The sequence below is a fragment of the Sphingomonas azotifigens NBRC 15497 genome (genome assembly GCF_002091475.1).
Taxonomy (GTDB): Bacteria; Pseudomonadota; Alphaproteobacteria; order Sphingomonadales; family Sphingomonadaceae; genus Sphingomonas; species Sphingomonas azotifigens.
In genome coordinates this window covers 1-14,750 of sequence record NZ_BCTR01000088.1, presented here as the reverse complement: position 1 = coordinate 14,750, position 14,750 = coordinate 1, and the positions used below count along the sequence as shown (strand labels likewise).

Annotated in this window: 19 protein-coding genes and 1 pseudogene; 12 read left to right on the top strand and 8 right to left on the bottom strand. The window is 67.4% G+C overall.

The genetic code is table 11. The features are described from left to right. Positions 1–29: 29 nt before the first annotated feature. Both SAZ01S_RS21955 and SAZ01S_RS21950 read right to left on the bottom strand, forming a co-directional pair. Entirely contained in the window at positions 30–806 is a 777-nt protein-coding gene (locus SAZ01S_RS21955; RefSeq protein ID WP_084584476.1) for an anti-sigma factor family protein, read from the bottom strand. Beyond that, complete coding sequence (locus tag SAZ01S_RS21950) at positions 803–1,330, bottom strand: sigma-70 family RNA polymerase sigma factor (RefSeq protein ID WP_218018144.1); 528 nt, start codon at positions 1,328–1,330, stop codon at positions 803–805. The genes SAZ01S_RS21955 and SAZ01S_RS21950 overlap by 4 nt, the downstream gene beginning before the upstream one ends. 132 nt (positions 1,331–1,462) lie before the next feature. Here SAZ01S_RS21950 and SAZ01S_RS21945 point away from each other — a divergent pair, with 132 nt between their 5' ends. The 9 genes from SAZ01S_RS21945 to SAZ01S_RS21905 all read left to right on the top strand — a co-directional run bounded on the left by SAZ01S_RS21945 (position 1,463) and on the right by SAZ01S_RS21905 (position 8,767). Then, a complete protein-coding gene (locus SAZ01S_RS21945) occupies positions 1,463–2,542 on the top strand; it encodes a catalase family peroxidase (RefSeq protein WP_084584475.1) in 1,080 nt (359 codons plus the stop codon). Next, a complete protein-coding gene (locus SAZ01S_RS21940; RefSeq protein WP_084584474.1) occupies positions 2,539–3,141 on the top strand; it encodes a cytochrome b in 603 nt (200 codons plus the stop codon). Before SAZ01S_RS21945 ends, SAZ01S_RS21940 begins: the two co-directional genes overlap by 4 nt. After that, complete coding sequence (locus tag SAZ01S_RS21935; RefSeq protein WP_084584473.1) at positions 3,138–4,028, top strand: LysR substrate-binding domain-containing protein; 891 nt, start codon at positions 3,138–3,140, stop codon at positions 4,026–4,028. The genes SAZ01S_RS21940 and SAZ01S_RS21935 overlap by 4 nt, the downstream gene beginning before the upstream one ends. 204 nt (positions 4,029–4,232) lie before the next feature. Continuing rightward, entirely contained in the window at positions 4,233–5,315 is a 1,083-nt protein-coding gene (locus tag SAZ01S_RS21930) for a YeiH family protein (protein WP_245825125.1), read from the top strand. A 43-nt stretch (positions 5,316–5,358) separates the two neighbouring features. Next, a complete protein-coding gene (locus SAZ01S_RS21925; protein ID WP_084584472.1) occupies positions 5,359–6,339 on the top strand; it encodes an MBL fold metallo-hydrolase in 981 nt (326 codons plus the stop codon). 20 nt (positions 6,340–6,359) lie between these two features. Continuing rightward, positions 6,360–6,653: a hypothetical protein gene (locus tag SAZ01S_RS21920; protein ID WP_084584471.1), complete on the top strand. Its 294-nt coding sequence runs from the start codon at positions 6,360–6,362 to the stop codon at positions 6,651–6,653. Continuing rightward, a complete protein-coding gene (locus SAZ01S_RS21915) occupies positions 6,641–7,480 on the top strand; it encodes an MbnB/TglH/ChrH family RiPP precursor modification enzyme (protein ID WP_084584470.1) in 840 nt (279 codons plus the stop codon). The genes SAZ01S_RS21920 and SAZ01S_RS21915 overlap by 13 nt, the downstream gene beginning before the upstream one ends. After that, complete coding sequence (locus SAZ01S_RS21910; protein ID WP_245825123.1) at positions 7,467–8,162, top strand: HvfC/BufC family peptide modification chaperone; 696 nt, start codon at positions 7,467–7,469, stop codon at positions 8,160–8,162. Before SAZ01S_RS21915 ends, SAZ01S_RS21910 begins: the two co-directional genes overlap by 14 nt. Next, entirely contained in the window at positions 8,159–8,767 is a 609-nt protein-coding gene (locus SAZ01S_RS21905) for an HvfX family Cu-binding RiPP maturation protein (RefSeq protein ID WP_084584469.1), read from the top strand. Before SAZ01S_RS21910 ends, SAZ01S_RS21905 begins: the two co-directional genes overlap by 4 nt. Before the next feature lie 61 nt (positions 8,768–8,828). Here SAZ01S_RS21905 and SAZ01S_RS21900 read toward each other — a convergent pair whose 3' ends face one another. The 5 genes from SAZ01S_RS21900 to SAZ01S_RS21880 are packed head-to-tail and all read right to left on the bottom strand — an operon-like array spanning position 8,829 to position 11,910. Beyond that, positions 8,829–9,875 (bottom strand): HoxN/HupN/NixA family nickel/cobalt transporter, encoded by a 1,047-nt coding sequence (locus tag SAZ01S_RS21900; RefSeq protein WP_139810192.1) that lies wholly within the window; start codon positions 9,873–9,875, stop codon positions 8,829–8,831. Beyond that, complete coding sequence (locus SAZ01S_RS21895) at positions 9,872–10,573, bottom strand: aquaporin (RefSeq protein ID WP_084584467.1); 702 nt, start codon at positions 10,571–10,573, stop codon at positions 9,872–9,874. The genes SAZ01S_RS21900 and SAZ01S_RS21895 overlap by 4 nt, the downstream gene beginning before the upstream one ends. A 1-nt stretch (position 10,574) precedes the next feature. Next, positions 10,575–10,910 (bottom strand): SH3-like domain-containing protein, encoded by a 336-nt coding sequence (locus SAZ01S_RS21890; protein WP_084584466.1) that lies wholly within the window; start codon positions 10,908–10,910, stop codon positions 10,575–10,577. Next, positions 10,910–11,581 (bottom strand): nitrile hydratase subunit alpha, encoded by a 672-nt coding sequence (gene nthA, locus SAZ01S_RS21885; protein WP_084584465.1) that lies wholly within the window; start codon positions 11,579–11,581, stop codon positions 10,910–10,912. Before nthA ends, SAZ01S_RS21890 begins: the two co-directional genes overlap by 1 nt. Beyond that, positions 11,581–11,910 (bottom strand): SH3-like domain-containing protein, encoded by a 330-nt coding sequence (locus tag SAZ01S_RS21880; RefSeq protein WP_084584464.1) that lies wholly within the window; start codon positions 11,908–11,910, stop codon positions 11,581–11,583. The genes nthA and SAZ01S_RS21880 overlap by 1 nt, the downstream gene beginning before the upstream one ends. 603 nt (positions 11,911–12,513) lie before the next feature. Here SAZ01S_RS21880 and SAZ01S_RS21875 point away from each other — a divergent pair. Beyond that, a pseudogene (locus SAZ01S_RS21875) lies at positions 12,514–12,843 on the top strand (potassium transporter TrkA); the annotation flags it as partial. Here the strand turns inward: SAZ01S_RS21875 and SAZ01S_RS21870 are convergent. Further along, entirely contained in the window at positions 12,840–13,724 is an 885-nt protein-coding gene (locus SAZ01S_RS21870; protein WP_084584477.1) for an MBL fold metallo-hydrolase, read from the bottom strand. The pseudogene SAZ01S_RS21875 and the gene SAZ01S_RS21870 sit on opposite strands and share 4 nt — an antisense overlap. Positions 13,725–13,792: 68 nt before the next feature. Between SAZ01S_RS21870 and SAZ01S_RS21865 the strand changes: the two genes are divergently transcribed. Then, positions 13,793–14,110 carry an ArsR/SmtB family transcription factor gene (locus tag SAZ01S_RS21865; protein ID WP_084584463.1) on the top strand — a complete coding sequence of 106 codons (318 nt, stop codon included), beginning with the start codon at positions 13,793–13,795 and terminating at the stop codon, positions 14,108–14,110. Between the two features lie 4 nt (positions 14,111–14,114). Continuing rightward, positions 14,115–14,633, top strand: coding sequence for a rhodanese family protein (locus tag SAZ01S_RS21860; protein ID WP_084584462.1), 519 nt, complete (start codon positions 14,115–14,117; stop codon positions 14,631–14,633). The last annotated feature ends 117 nt before the right edge of the window (positions 14,634–14,750 follow it).

Below are 14,750 nucleotides of genomic sequence, written 5' to 3'. Positions count from 1 at the left end.
GCGGCAGGAGCCGCCCTGTCAATCCCAGGCTATACCCTCCGCGACTGCGAGCGGACCAAGTCGGCAGCGCTGTGGAGATCGGCTTCCGGCGCCGTGCCGAAAACGCCGAAGCCCAGGCCGGCGTCGGCCCAGGTCCAGCCCGCGACTGCACCCTCGCGCCGTGACTGCATGCGGGCGGTCTGCTCCACCTCCATCGGGCGGAGGTAGACAGCCAGGCGCCGCCCCGTCCCATCCCGGTAGAGATAGAGCGCCGCAGCGCCGTGCGGCGTCGCCACCAGCCGTCCACCGATCAACGTGAGGCCTGCCGGAGCCAGGTCCGGGGCGCGGATGGGTCGTGCGAGCCGCTTCGAGAACCAGCTGTCGAGCGCCACCCGCTGAGAGGCGGGCAATTCTACCGGACGGGCCGTGTCGCTCGCATACACGGTGTAGGTCGACACCGCCTCCCTGGCGAGCGCGGCGGTCCCGGCCTGCGGCGGCAACGCCTGGCCTCGCAGCGCCCAGCCGCCCGCCCCCCCGGCGAGGAGCAAACCTGCTGCACAGGCAGCAGCGGCGGCCGGACGCAGCCGTGCCCAAAGGGTACGGCGCCGCAGCTGCAAGCGAAGGTCGAGCGCCGCCGGCACGGGTTCATCGCCGATCCCGTCCAGTGCCTGCCGAAGCGCATCGGCCTGCGCCCGGTACGCCGCTATACGCCGCGCCTCTTCCGGGTGCGCCGACAGCCAAGCGAGAACTGCCTGTTCGCGTGCCGGCGGCAAGCGTCCATCCACATGTGCCTGCAGTTCGGCTTCCGTTACGGGGTTCTCGGTCATCGTATGACTCTCAGGGTGGGGTTGGCTCGCAGCCCTTCTTCCATCTCGCGGCGCAGGCGCTCGCGGGCGCGGGAAAGGCGCGACATCACCGTTCCCATCGGAACATCCAGCACGGCGGCCGCTTCCGCATAGCTGAGATCCTCGACGCCCACGAGCAACAGCACGGCGCGCTGGTCGTCTGGCAACCTGGCGAGATGCGTCAGAACATCCTGTCGGCCGAGCCCATCTTCCTGTTCGGCCGCACGCGCCAGCCATGCCTCCGGCACGGAATCAAGCGTCGCATCGATCCCGCGACGGGCGCGACGCCGCAGCCTGTCGAGCGCCAGATTGTGCAGGATGGCAAACAGCCAGGATCGCAAGCTGGCGCTCTTCCGCCGAGCTTGCCAGTTTGCCAATGCACGTTCCAGCACGTCCTGCACCAGATCGTCAGCATCATCGCGGTTGCGCAGCATCGCGCGCGCATAGCGCCGCAATGCCGGAATCAGCGGCTGCACTTCCGCGATCATCTGCGCGCTGACCGACATGGAGACCATCATACGGAGGAGACGCGCGGTCCGCGCCAGTATTCCATGGTCTAATTTTTTCTTGGCGCTGCAGGGAATATTGACGGGAGGGCATCGTCCAACCGGACAACCTTAGCTTGGATCGGAGTCGTCATGCCTTCACTTAACCGGCGCGCCATCGGCGCCTTTGCGCTGATCGGCGCTATCGTAATGGCGCTGCTCGCCGGCTTCGGCTGGGCTGCCGGCTGGCTCGGCGGTCGGCGCATCAGCGGCGGCGACATCACGACCGCGCTCGAGGCGAATGGGGGCGGGGCGAGGCCTGGCTATCGCCGTGCCCATGCCAAGGGTCTATGTTTTACCGGAGACTTCGCCGCGACGGGCGCCGGAAGCGTACTCACCAGCGCCGGGGCGCTTCGGGCCGGGACGATCCCGGTCCTCGGCCGCTTCTCCCTGGGCGGCGGTAATCCGCTCGCGAACGATGGCCGCAACGTGTTCCACTCGATGGCGCTGCTGCTGAAAACGCTCGATGGGCAGGAATGGCGGATGGCCCTGGACCACACCCCGATCTTCCCGGTGGCCGATGTCCCCTCCTTCATCGCACTCCAGCGCGCGACCACGCCTGATCCCAGGACCGGCAAGCCCGATCCCGCCGTGCTGCAGCCGTTCCTGGCGGCGCATCCGGAGGTCAAGGCGTTCCAGGTCTATATGGCGAAGGCGGTGCTGCCGAACAGCTTCGCGAACGCGACCTATTACAGCATCAACGCCTTCCGCCTCACCGATGCCGGTGGGACGACACGGTTCGTACGCTGGCAGTTCGTGCCCGAAGCGCCGCTCGCCGGCCTCGACAAGCAGCACCTGGATCAGCTCCCCCGCGACGCGCTGTTCCAGGAGATGATCGCCCGCACCGCCAAGGGCCCGTCGCGCTGGCACCTGCTGCTGATCGAGGCCAATCCGGGCGACGTGACCGACAAGGCGACGGTCGCCTGGCAGGGTCCGCACCGCACGATCGATGCCGGCACGCTGACGATCCGCGCCACCCAGCCGGAGGAAACCGGCAGCTGCCGCGACTTCAACTTCGACCCCACCATCCTGCCGGAGGGCATTGCCTTGTCCGACGATCCGCTGCTCGCCGCCCGCTCCAAGGGCTATTCCTCGTCGTTCACCCGCCGCGCCGCCGAAGGTCCGCATCCGAGCGCCGTCGGGGAAGACCTGGCCAAGGGAGTGCAGCAATGACCCGCGCGTCCCCCGATTTCCACCCCGCCCTGCGCGTACTGCACTGGCTGATGGCGGCGCTGGTGCTGGCGATGCTGTTCATCGGCGTCTTCATGGTTTCCACCAGCGGCCCGGCCTATGTAGCGCTGCTCGACCTGCACCGCCCGATCGGCATCGCCATCCTCGTCCTCGTGCTGCTGCGCCTGCCGTTGCGTCTCGCCACCGGCGCGCCCGCGCTGCCCGCGGATCTTGCGCCGCTGCAGAAGCGCATCGCCTGGGGATCGCATGTGCTGCTCTACGCCGCGCTGTTCGCGCTCCCGCTGGTCGGCTGGGGGATGCTGTCCGCCGGGGGCTATCCGGTGCGACTGGGCGGCGGATTCGTGCTGCCGCCGATCCTGCCGCACGACCTCGCGCTCTATGCGCTGCTGCGCGCCGCGCACACCGCGATCGCGCTGGCCTTGTTCGCGCTGATCCTGCTCCACCTCGCCGCGGGACTGATGCATGGGCTGGTCCGGCGCGACGGGGTGTTGCGGAGCATGACCACCGGACACCGCCAGGCGCACACGCCGCCGATCGCCGACGATGACAATCCGGGGGAAACCGCTACGCTCCCGGCATGACTCTCGAACAGCTTCGTATCTTCGTCGCGGTCGCCGAACGCGAGCATATGACGCGGGCGGCGGAGGCGGTGGGTGTCACCCAGTCCGCCGCATCCGCCGCCATCGCCACGCTGGAGGCACGGCACGACATCAAGCTGTTCCACCGCGTCGGCCGCGGCATCGAACTGACCGATGCCGGCCGTTTCTTCCTCGGCGAGGCCCGTGCCGTCCTCGCACGGGCGGCCGAAGCGGAGCTGGCGCTGGGCGAATATGCCGGGTTGAAGCGCGGCCATCTCCGGCTCGTCGCCAGCCAGACCATCGCCGCTTATTGGCTGCCTGCGCGGCTGGCTGCCTTCCACCGTCGCTATCCCGATATCGAATTGTCCGTCGCGATCGCCAATACCGAAGGCGCCGCACGCAGCGTCCGGGACGGGGAGGCAGAACTGGGCTTCGTCGAGGGCATGGTCGACGATCCGGCGCTGGCGCACTGGAAGGTCGGCGAAGACCGCATGCTGCTGGTCAGCACTACGCCCGCCGAAGCGATCACCAACGCCTGGCTGGCTGCCGCGCCCTGGGTGATGCGCGAACCCGGCTCCGGCACCCGCTCGACCTTCGAGATCGCGATCAGGGACCGCGGACTGGACCCAAACGATCTCAACGTCGTGCTGACCCTGCCTTCCAATGAATCGGTCCTCGCGGCGGTGCGCGCGGGGGTCGGTGCCGCGATGCTCTCGCAGCTCGTCGTCCTGCCGCTGTTGGAAACACGCGCCTTGTTCGCCCTGCCATTCCCCCTTCCCCCGCGCCGCTTCCACGGATTGCGGCAGAAGGAACGGTATCGCAGCAGGGCTGCCGATGCGTTGCTCGACGTCATCGCGAGCTTCGACGCACAAGCAGACTGGGTAATCTGATCACCATCAGCGATCGTACAGATCGCTTCACCGGTCCAGATATGAACAAGTTTTGCCGAAATCTATATGAAGCTCGCGCAAACCTGCCCAACTCGACCTACAAAGCCGCTTAACCGATAACCTGAGACGATCATAACCATATGAACTGATCGTTGGAATGATCGGTTCCAGCGCCGCATCTGTGTCTCACCAAGGAGACACAATGTGACGACGCAGAGCCTGTCCCGCCACCCATCGCTGCCCGGCAGCCCCCTGTTGCCCGGCCTCGCGCTTTGCCTCACCGTCACCGGCGGCGCATTCGTGCTGCAGCGGATCGAGGAGGCAATGTTCGGACGCGCCTGGCTGGAAGCGCTCGTTCTCGCCATCCTGATCGGCACCGCCGTGCGTACCGCCTGGACGCCGGACAAGCGCTGGTTCCCCGGTATCACATTCAGCGCCAAGTTCCTGCTCGAACTCGCCGTCGTCCTGCTCGGCGCCTCGGTAAGCGCCGCGACGATCCTCGCCGCCGGGCCGGGGCTGTTGATCGGCATCGCGGGCGTTGTCTGCGTGGCGATCGCCAGCAGCTATCTGATCGGCCGGATGCTGCGGCTGCCGAAGCGCATGGCGCTGCTCGTCGCCTGCGGCAATTCGATCTGCGGCAACTCGGCCATTGCGGCGGTGGCGCCGGTGATCGGCGCGGACGGCGACGACGTCGCGGCCTCGATCGGTTTCACGGCCGTGCTGGGCGTGATGGTCGTACTTGGCCTGCCGCTGCTCGCCTTCGGCCTCCACCTGAGCGGCCACCAGTTCGGCGCGCTTGCTGGCCTCACGGTCTATGCCGTGCCGCAGGTGATCGCCGCCGCTGCGCCGGGTGGTGCCACCGCCGTCCAGATGGGTACGCTGGTCAAGCTGGTGCGCGTGCTGATGCTCGGCCCGGTCTGCCTGATCCTGTCGCTGGTCGCGCCCAAGCTGCGCGAGGAAGCCGACGAACTGCCCCCGCACGTCACTACCGGCGAACGCCCTGCGGCCGGGCAGCCGGCGCTGCATCACCTCGTTCCCTGGTTCATCCTCGGCTTCCTCGGCCTGGTTGGCCTGCGGTCCTTCGGCCTAATCCCGCATGCGGCCCTGGCACCGGCGAACGAGGCCGCGACGCTGCTCACCGTCGTCTCGATGGCAGCGCTGGGCCTGGGCGTCGATGTTCGCACGGTGGCCCATGCCGGCGGCCGCGTCACCGCCGCAGTGGTCCTTTCGCTCCTCGTGCTCGGGGCGATCAGCCTCGGCCTCATCCACCTGCTGGGGCTCGCCTGAACCTGCCCGCCCCGGCCCTTCCTTTCTCGCAACGGAGATCCTCATGAAGCCGTCCCTGCCCCTCTCCGCTCTGGTCGCCGCGCTGGCGCTGGCCGGGTGTTCCGCTTCCTCGGCGCCCAGCGGCAACGCCGCTGCACCCGCCGCCCCCGCTGCGGACGATAGTGCCGTCACCTGCAAGAGCGGCATTACGCTCCAGCTGCTCGGCTCCGGCGGCCCGATCAGCGACGACGCCCGCGCTTCCTCCGGCGCGGTCGTGTGGATCGACGGCAAGGCGCGGCTGCTGATCGACGCGGGCGGCGGCACCTATCTCCGCTACGGCGAGGCCGGCGCCCGGCTCGAGGACCTCGACTTCATCGGCATCTCGCACTTCCATACCGATCACGTGGCGGATCTGCCGGCGATCCTGAAGGGCGCCTATTTCCTGAGCGGCCGCCACGAAGTGGCGCTGGTCGGCCCCAGCGGCAACGCCAACTTCCCCAGCATGACCGCTTTCTTCGACCGGGAATTCGGCCGCGGGCATGGCGCCTTCGAATATCTGGCCGGCCTGTCGGGCGGTACCGACGGCCTGCAGCTTTCGGTCCACCCGTCCGACGTCAACGTCGCCAGCCCCGTCGCGACCAAGGTCTGGCAGGGCGACGGCGTCACCATTTCCGCCTTCGGAATCCCGCATGGCGATGTGCCCGCGCTCGCCTATCGCATCGAAACCCCCAAGGGCGTGATGGTGCTCTCGGCCGACCAGAATGGCAGCCGCAAGGCATTCGTCGACTTCGCCAAGGGTGCCGACCTGCTGATGATGCCGGCGGCGATCGACGACGACGCCGACGCCCAGTCCCGCTTCCTCCATGCGACGCCGACGATCGTCGGCAAGATCGCGGCGGAGATCCATCCGAAGATGCTCGTCCTCGATCACTTCATGGGCCGCGCCCTGAAGGACAAGGACAAGAACGTCGCGACCATCCAGCGCTATTATCACGGCCCCGTCTATGCCGGCCGCGATCTCTCCTGCTTCCCGCTTTCCCACTGAAGACAAAGGAGTATATCGTCATGAAGCATGAACTGATCCTGGGCATCGCCGCTACCTCGCTGCTCGCTGCCCAGGCCTATGCGGCACCCCAGGCGCCCGCCCCGGCCACCGCATCGCAGCCTGCCAAGGGCGGCGGCAAGTGCGCCAGCGGCAAGTGCGGCACCGAGAAGATCTACAGCCAGACCAAGCTCCAGCACGATCCGAACGGCGTGCTCGTCCGCGCCCGCGACGGCAAGTGCGGCCTGACCGGCAAGGGCTACAAGGTCGCCGACACCAGCCGCAGCCGCCTGGCGGAGGGCGTATGCGGACGCTGACCGCAGCGTCGCGCGGACTCGGGCTTCGGCCCGAGTTCGTCGACGCACTCCTGGACTCGCCCGCCGTACACGGCCTGGATTTCCTGGAGGTCGCCCCCGAAAACTGGATGCAGATCGGTGGCCGCAAGCGCGACCAGCTCGATCGCATCGCCGATCGCTATCCGTTGGTCGCGCATGGCCTGAGCCTGTCGGTCGCCGATACCGAGCCGCTCAGCACCGCGTTCGTACGCGATGTCGCCCGGTTCCTCGACGATTATGGCATCGCCCTCTACAGCGATCACCTCAGCGCCGCGCGCGACGGCACCGGCTATCTCTACGATCTGCTCCCGGTTCCCCGCCGCGCGGAGAACCTGCCCTATCTGGCGGGCCGCATCGCGCAGGTGCAGGACATTACCGGGCGGCAGCTCGTGCTGGAGAATATCTCGGCTTATCACCGCTATCCCGGCGAGATGCCCGAGGGCGCGTTCTTGGCCGAGCTCGCCCTACGCTCCGGCTGCGGCATCCTGCTCGACATCAACAACGCCTATGTGAATGCGTGCAACCACGGCACCGATGCCGGCGCCTTCCTGCGCGCCCTGCCGTCCGACGCGATCGTCTATTATCACATCGCCGGGCATCTCAAACTTGCCGACGGCTTCCTGCTCGATACCCATGGCACGCCGGTCGCCGATGCGGTCCTCGACCTCGCCCGCGACACCCTGGCGCTGCACGGTCCACGCCCGCTGTTGCTCGAACGCGACAATTTCGTGCCCGAGCTGGGTGCGCTGCTGCAGGATCTCGGCCGGATCGCGACTGCTATCGACGAGGGCCGCCATGTCCTTGCCTGATCCCGTCGCGCCGCCCGCCATGGTCGCCGAGTTCAACAGCTTCTGCATGGCCGCCCGCGCGAACGGGTCGGGACTCTATGGGCAACTGCTGCGCGAGAACGTCGCCGACGCACTGCGGTCGAGCTTTCCGTTGTTCACCGACCGGGTGGGCAGCGCGGCCCTGGACGCGGAGATCGACGCCTTTCTCCTGCGGCATTCGGGCACGCGCCCGCAGTTCCACCATATCGCGACGGAGTTCGTGCTGTTCTCCCAGCGTCAGGGCCTGGCTGCCCCGGAGCTGACCGCACTTCTCGAATATGAATGGGCGCTGCTCGCCGCCGAGATCGATCCCGCAACCGTGCCGCCCCCTGCGACCACCATGGACGACATCGCCCTCAATCCCACCACCCGCCTAGTGCTGTTGGCGTTCGACCCCGCCCAGCCATCTGCCGCGGTAGACGGCGTCGATCGCCCGCATGCGATCTTCCGCACCGCCGATCATCAGGTGCTCACCCTCCCGCTGACCCTGCCGGACTGCCTGGTGATCGAGCATGTCCGCGAGGTCGAGGCGGCGCCGCTTGCCACCCTGTTCGACGCGCTGGCGCCCGATTGCTCGGCCGTCGAACTCCAGACGAGCGCCGCACGCGGCTTGGCCTGCGGCCTGTTCTGTCCACCCCCCAACACCCTTGGAGACTCCAAATGAAACTGATCGCCTTGGTCGATACCGCGCTGGAAAGGGCCCGCGCGCTGGACTTCGTCGCCCCGCTTGCCATCCGCATCTATCTGCTCCCGATCTTCTACGAGGGCGCGCATGCGAAGCTGACCGGCTTCGAAGGACTGGTGCAATGGTTCGGCGCCCCCGTGGCGCAGGGCGGGCTGAACCTGCCGGCGCCGCTGCTGATGGCGGTGCTCGCCACCGCGACCGAGACCGCCGGCTGCATCCTCCTGGCGCTGGGCCTGTTCACCCGCCTGATCTCCATCCCGCTGATGGTGACGATGACGGTAGCCGGCCTGTCGGTCCACTGGTCGCACGGCTGGGCGGCGATCGCGGGCAAGACCGCCGAGTCCACGCTGCGGCTGCAAGCCTTCATGGAATGGCTGGCGCAGAACTTCCCCGGACGTTTCAATTACATCACGCAATATGGCGACCCGGTGGTGCTGAACAACGGCATCGAGTTCACCGTGACCTATGTGATCCTGCTCGCGGTGCTCTTCTTCCATGGCGGCGGCCGCTATGTGAGCCTGGACTATTGGCTCGGGCGGCTCCGGGCGCACCCGCAGGGCGCGCTGGCTGCGGCACACGCCTGACTTCCACCGGCATCGCCCCGCGTTCGCGGCGTCCTTGCGCCGCGAACGCCGAGCCGGCTGGTCACATCGCCTGCTGCACCCGGGCACCGGTCGCGCGGAAGATCAGGAAGGACAGCGCCCAGGCGGCGGCGAACACGCCGATGATGGCGAAGCCGAGGCTGTTGAAATTCTCGTTGAGCGCCAGCGCGAGCTGCGCCGCCGGCCCCTCCATGCCCAGCCGCCGCACGGCCAGCGCGGCGATCTCCACCCCGCCGATGAACAGCGCGACAGCGATCGACATCAGCGTGATGGTGAGATTGTAGGTGAGCTTGCGCAGCGGCTCGACGAACGCCCAGCGATAGGCCCCCACCATCATCACCCCGTCGGTGGTATCGAGCAGCGACATGCCCGCCGCGAAGAGCACCGGGAACACCAGCGCCGCGCCCACCGACACCCCGTGCCCGGCCTGGGTGGCGGAGAGACCGAACAGCGTCACTTCGGTCGCGGTATCGAAGCTCAGCCCGAACAGGAAGCCCAGCGGCGCCATGTGCCATGATCGGCCGATGCAGCGGAACAGCGGGCGAAACAGCCGCGACAAGGGGCCGCGCCCGGCAAACATCAGATCCAGCGCGCCGTCATCGATCGGCTCCCCTGCCCGCACGCGCCGGAGCGTCCGCAGGATCGTGCCGAGGATCAGGAAATTCATCGCCGCGACCACCAGCAGGAACAGTGCGGAGATGCAGGTGCTGAAGGTGCCCCCCGCCTCGCGAAAGGCCGCGAAGCCCTGCAAATTGCTCGCCGCCGCCACGACGGCTGCGGTGACCAGGATCACGACGGTGGAGTGGCCGATCGCGAACCAGAAGCCCACCGCCACGGGTGGCCGGCGCTCCTGCAGCAACTTGCGGGTGACGTTGTCGATCGCCGCGATATGATCGGCATCCACCGCATGGCGCAGGCCGAGGCCGTAGACCACCACCGCGACGCCGAGCAGCGCCGGCTGGCCGTGAAAGGCGAGCAGCGCCCAGGCCCAGCCGCCGAGATTGAGCACGGCAAGCACGCCATAGACCAGCGCCAGGCTGCGCCGATAGCCGCGGTCCTGCGGCAAATGGCGGAGCAGCCGGCCGATCATGCCGCACCCGGCCGCGGAAACAGGGTGCGGACCAGCCCGAAGGCGACCAGCGCGCCGAGCGCCTCGCCGAGCAGATAGGGCGCGGCGGAGGCCGGCGCGAGGTGCAGCGGCCCCGTCGTGACCAGCGCGCCGAGGACCACCGCCGCATTGGCATAGGCGGCCGTCGGCGTCGCGATGATGTCCGCCACCAGCCATGCTCCAACGGCGAAGGGGCCGCTCTCAGTCCGTCCGCTGCGCATGCAGCCGAACACCACCAGCATCAGTCCGGCGCTGGCGACCAGCTCGCCGCCAAGGCCCGGCCAGCCGAGCCCGCCCGCGGGTCCGCTCGGGCCGCCCCAGAGCGCAGCCGCCGCGGCACCACCCAGCAGCCCGCCTAGCATTTGGGCTGCGACATAGGCGACGGTGCAGATGCCGTTGCGCTCGCCGCCCAGCCATTGCAGCAAGGTAATCAGCGGATTGTAATGTCCGCCGGACACGCTGCCCAGCGCGACGATCAGCGCGACCAGCGCGGCCGCGATCGCCACCGCCGTCACCGGCAGGATCATTCCCGGCAGCGTGGCGAACACCCGCGCCGCCGCGATGCCGCTGCCGGTCGCCGCCAGCACCAGCGCGAAGGTGCCGATGCCCTCCACGCTCGCGCGGCGCCACAGCGCCAGCCGCGGATCGGCTTCGTGGAAGCAGGTGGGCTGGCCTGCCATGTCAGCCCGCCTGCTGCTCCGCGAAGTGTGCTTCCACTTCCGCCATCTTCTCGGCCAGTTCGGTGGGCGTGAAGAAGCCCTTGGTGAAGCTGATGTTCGCGAAGGCGACGATCCAGCGCTCGTAATAGGGCAGCTTGCCGATCAGCGTCTCGCCCAGCGCTTCCACGCCCTTGCGCTTCTCCTCGGTGTTGATCAGCTTCTTGAAGTCGAGCACGTCGGCCAGCGCGTGGCAGCGCTTTTCCCACGGCTCCAGCACATGCTCGACGCGCTGCACCGAGCCCGCCTCGAACCCTCCAATGTCGTTGGGGAGGCGGCTGACGAAATCCTGGGTGGGCATCACGCCGCCTCCTTCTCGAGCGTTGCGGGGATCACGCCGATCATCGCGTCGCGGGTGACGATCGCGGCCAGTTGCGCCTCGGACCAGCCTTCGGTCCCCTCGGGGCGGCGCGGCAGGACGAGATAGCGAATGACCGCGGTGGAATCGCTGACCCGGATCTCGACATCGTCGGGCAGAATCGTGCCGAATTCGGCGAGCACCTTGCGCGGCTCGCTCACCGCGCGGGCACGATAGGGCTTCAGCTTGTACCAGTCGGGCGGCAGGCCCAGCACCGGGCGCGGATAGCAGGAGCAGAGCGTGCACACGATCAGGTTGTGCACCTCGGCCGTGTTCTCCAGCACGATCAGCTGGGTGTCGTCGTAGAAGCTGATCCCCAGTTCCTCGCAGGCGGTGCGGCCGTTTTCGAGCAGCCGCGCCTTGAAGGCGGGATCGGTCCAGGCGCGCGCCACCACCGCCGCGCCCAGCGCGGGCGTGCGGCTGTCCAGCACCTCGATCTGGCGGCGGATGTCGTTGGCGGTGAGATAGCCCTTCGCGATCAGGATCTCGCGGACCGCCGTCTCCATCACCTCGTAATAGCCGGGGGCGGCATCGGCGGTGATCGGGGCGTGGTGGTCGTGGTCGTGATCATGGTCGTGGCCGTGATCATGGTCGTGGTCGTGGTCGTGCGCCATCAGGCCTGCTCCAGCCAAGTTTCGAAGATTTCGATATGGAGTTCGTCGCGGGGCGAACCTTCATAGTCGTCCCAGACCTCGGTCATGGCGAACGACACGCGGTAGTAATGCAGCCTGTTGCCGGCGTTGCGGCCATAGCCTTCTTCTTCATTGTCGATCATCGCGGGCTCGATCACCCGCTCGACGGTGCCGACATGCCCGCGAAGATAGATCGGCACGCGGTAATGGCCGATCGGCGCGCGCTCCAGCACGCGGACCCGCTGCCCTTCGGCAAAGGCGGGCAGTTCCTTCAGCGCCGGAACGACCGACGCCAGGGGTGAAGCATCCATTTGGCAGGCTCCCAAAACTCCTAGCGAAAGGCTCGCAAAACAGGGGCTTGGCAGCCATTCTACGGGGTAGGGTTGCTCCCCATACGACGGTACATGCTCGCCCGCCTCAAACCGCGGCGAGCGGCCTATCTAGGTCAGGAACAGCAGCCTGCCGGCCGACATGCGAAAGACCGGCCTTGGTGCATTTCGCGATGGGGCCCTACTTCACGTCATCATGTGGGCGGTCCGTAGCAGACACCGAGTTTGCGAGACGCACTGGCGCGCATCCATTATCGGAATGGGTTGTCCGCTTGCTCACAATAATCTTCTTCGACACGAGATTCCGGTGATGGGCCGCGACTTCGATGGGGAGCGACAGATCGCCATCGACGGGATCGTTGCCTATCGGTCTTCCCTTACTGCTCTGCCCGTAGCTGGTCTTGCGGCCCAGATTGCCATCCGTCCGCATCGCGCCAACGCGATGGTGCCTATGAAACGAACATTTTGGCGCGTTGACCGGAACTCCAATCCACTCCGAAGCAATCGTGAATCAGGCTCCGCAATCGTCGGCGACAAGGCAATCAAGTGCTCAGCCAGAAATCATCGCATCAAATCGCCTCCACGTCAGAGGACAATGAAGCCCTTGCCGTGCAGGCCGGCGCCACCACCGTGATCAATCCGGCGAGCTTCGCCGGCCTCTTGCTGGCGGGATCGACGACCGGCCCGCATCTCGCCGAATATATGATGGACCTGGCCGGGCTGCACGGCGCTGTCTCGCTCCGCGAGCGCCCGGTGGCCGCGAGCGAGATCGGCTCGCCGCTGTTCGCCATCACCACCGGCGCAGGCCTGCGCCTGTATCGCGGAGGCCAGCGTTACGGATTCTGGCAAGCCGAGGCACGGTCGCTCCAGCCCGGCGACACGATCATCGAGGTCGTCCCCTCAGACGATGCTTAAGCGGGCGGGCCTTCCTTCGTCTTCCACTTCACCGGGATGCGCAGATAGGTGACGCCATTTGCCTCGGCCTGGTGGAAATGGCCGGCGCGGATGTTGACCTGGATCGAGGGCAGCAACAGCTTGGGCACGGGCAGCCCGGCATCGCGCTGCTCGCGCATCGCCACGAACGCGTCTTCGCTTACACCGTCATGGACATGGACGCTCGATCGGCGCTGTTCGCCGACCGTCGTCTCCCAGCGATAGTCGTCGCGTCCAGGCGCCTTGTAGTCGTGGCACAGGAACAGCCGCGTTTCGTCGGGAAGCGCGAGCAGGCGACGGATCGAGCGGTACAGCCTGCGCGCATCGCCGCCAGGGAAGTCGGCGCGCGCGGTGCCGTAATCCGGCATGAACAGCGTGTCGCCGACGAAGACGGCATCGCCGATCCGGTAGGCCAGATCGGCGGGCGTATGGCCGGGCACGTGCAGTACCTCCACCGCCAGCGTGCCGATTGCGAAGCGATCACCGTCCTCGAACAGCCGGTCGAAATCCGACCCGTCGGTCTTCAGGTCATCCATCGCAAAGACCGGAAGGAAGATCTTCTGCACGTCGCGGATATGCACGCCGATACCGACCCACGCCCCGGTCTGCGCTGCGAGAAATGGCGCGGCCGACAGGTGATCGGCATGGGCATGCGTCTCCAGCACCATGGCGATCCGCCAGCCATGATGGCGTGCGAAGGCAAGGACCGCCTCGGCCGAGCGCGTATCGGCGATGCCGCTCGCCGGATCGAAGTCGAGCACCGGGTCGATCACCGCGGCAACGCGCGTGGCGGGATCGCCGACGAGGTAGCTGATCGTGTTGGTGGCATCGTCGAAGAACGCTTCGATGCAGGGCTGCGCCATGATTTCCTCCATTAGCACTTGCTAATACATTAGAGGATGCTACATAAGCAAGTGCTAATGGAGGTTACATGATGCTCAAACCGCCGATGGACCTGGCGACATTCGAGACAAAGGCCGGCCAGGTTGCCGACACGCTGAAGGCGATCGGCAACGCGCGGCGACTGATGCTGCTGTGCAAGCTCGTCGAGCATGGCGAGAGGACGGTCGGCGATCTCGCCCGCGAGGTGGGGCTGTCGCAATCTGCCTGTTCGCAGCACCTCGCCAAGATGCGCGACGAGGGCCTCGTTACCTATCGGCGCGAAAGCCAGACGCTCTGGTACGCCATCGCCGACCCGCGCGTCGAAACGCTGCTCGCCACCCTGTACCAGCTCTACTGCAAGGATTGATGCGATGACGCTTGCGCCCCTTTCCCCCGCCGACACCCGCGCCGCGATCGAAGCCGGCGCGCGACTGGTCGACATCCGCGGTCCTGACGAACATGCACGCGCGCGCATCCCCGGTGCGTTGCACCTCCCGCTCGAGCGGATCGGCGAGCTGCCCCGCGACGGGCGCCAGGTCATCTTCCACTGCCGTTCCGGCATGCGCACCGCGGCGAACGCGGCGCAGCTACGCGCGGCGGCAGGAGATGCCCCGTCCTATGTCCTCGCAGGCGGCATCGATGCATGGCGGACGGCAGGCCATCCCGTGATCGCCGATCCTTCGCTGCCGATCGAGATCATGCGCCAGGTGCAAATCACGGCAGGCGCGCTGGTGCTGGCCGGGGTGATGCTCAGCCTGCTCGTTGCCCCCGCATTTTTGGGCCTGTCCGCCTTTATCGGCGCAGGGCTGATGTTTGCCGGCATTACCGGCTGGTGCGGGATGGCGAACCTGTTGCGGTTGATGCCATGGAATCGGCGCGCAGGCGCTTGAGGCGACAATGGACACCGCCACGCTTCTCGCCACGCTCGCCTCGGGAAGCGTGATCGGTCTGGTCCTCGGCCTGGTCGGCGGGGGAGGATCCATCCTCGCCGTCCCCCTGCTGGTCTA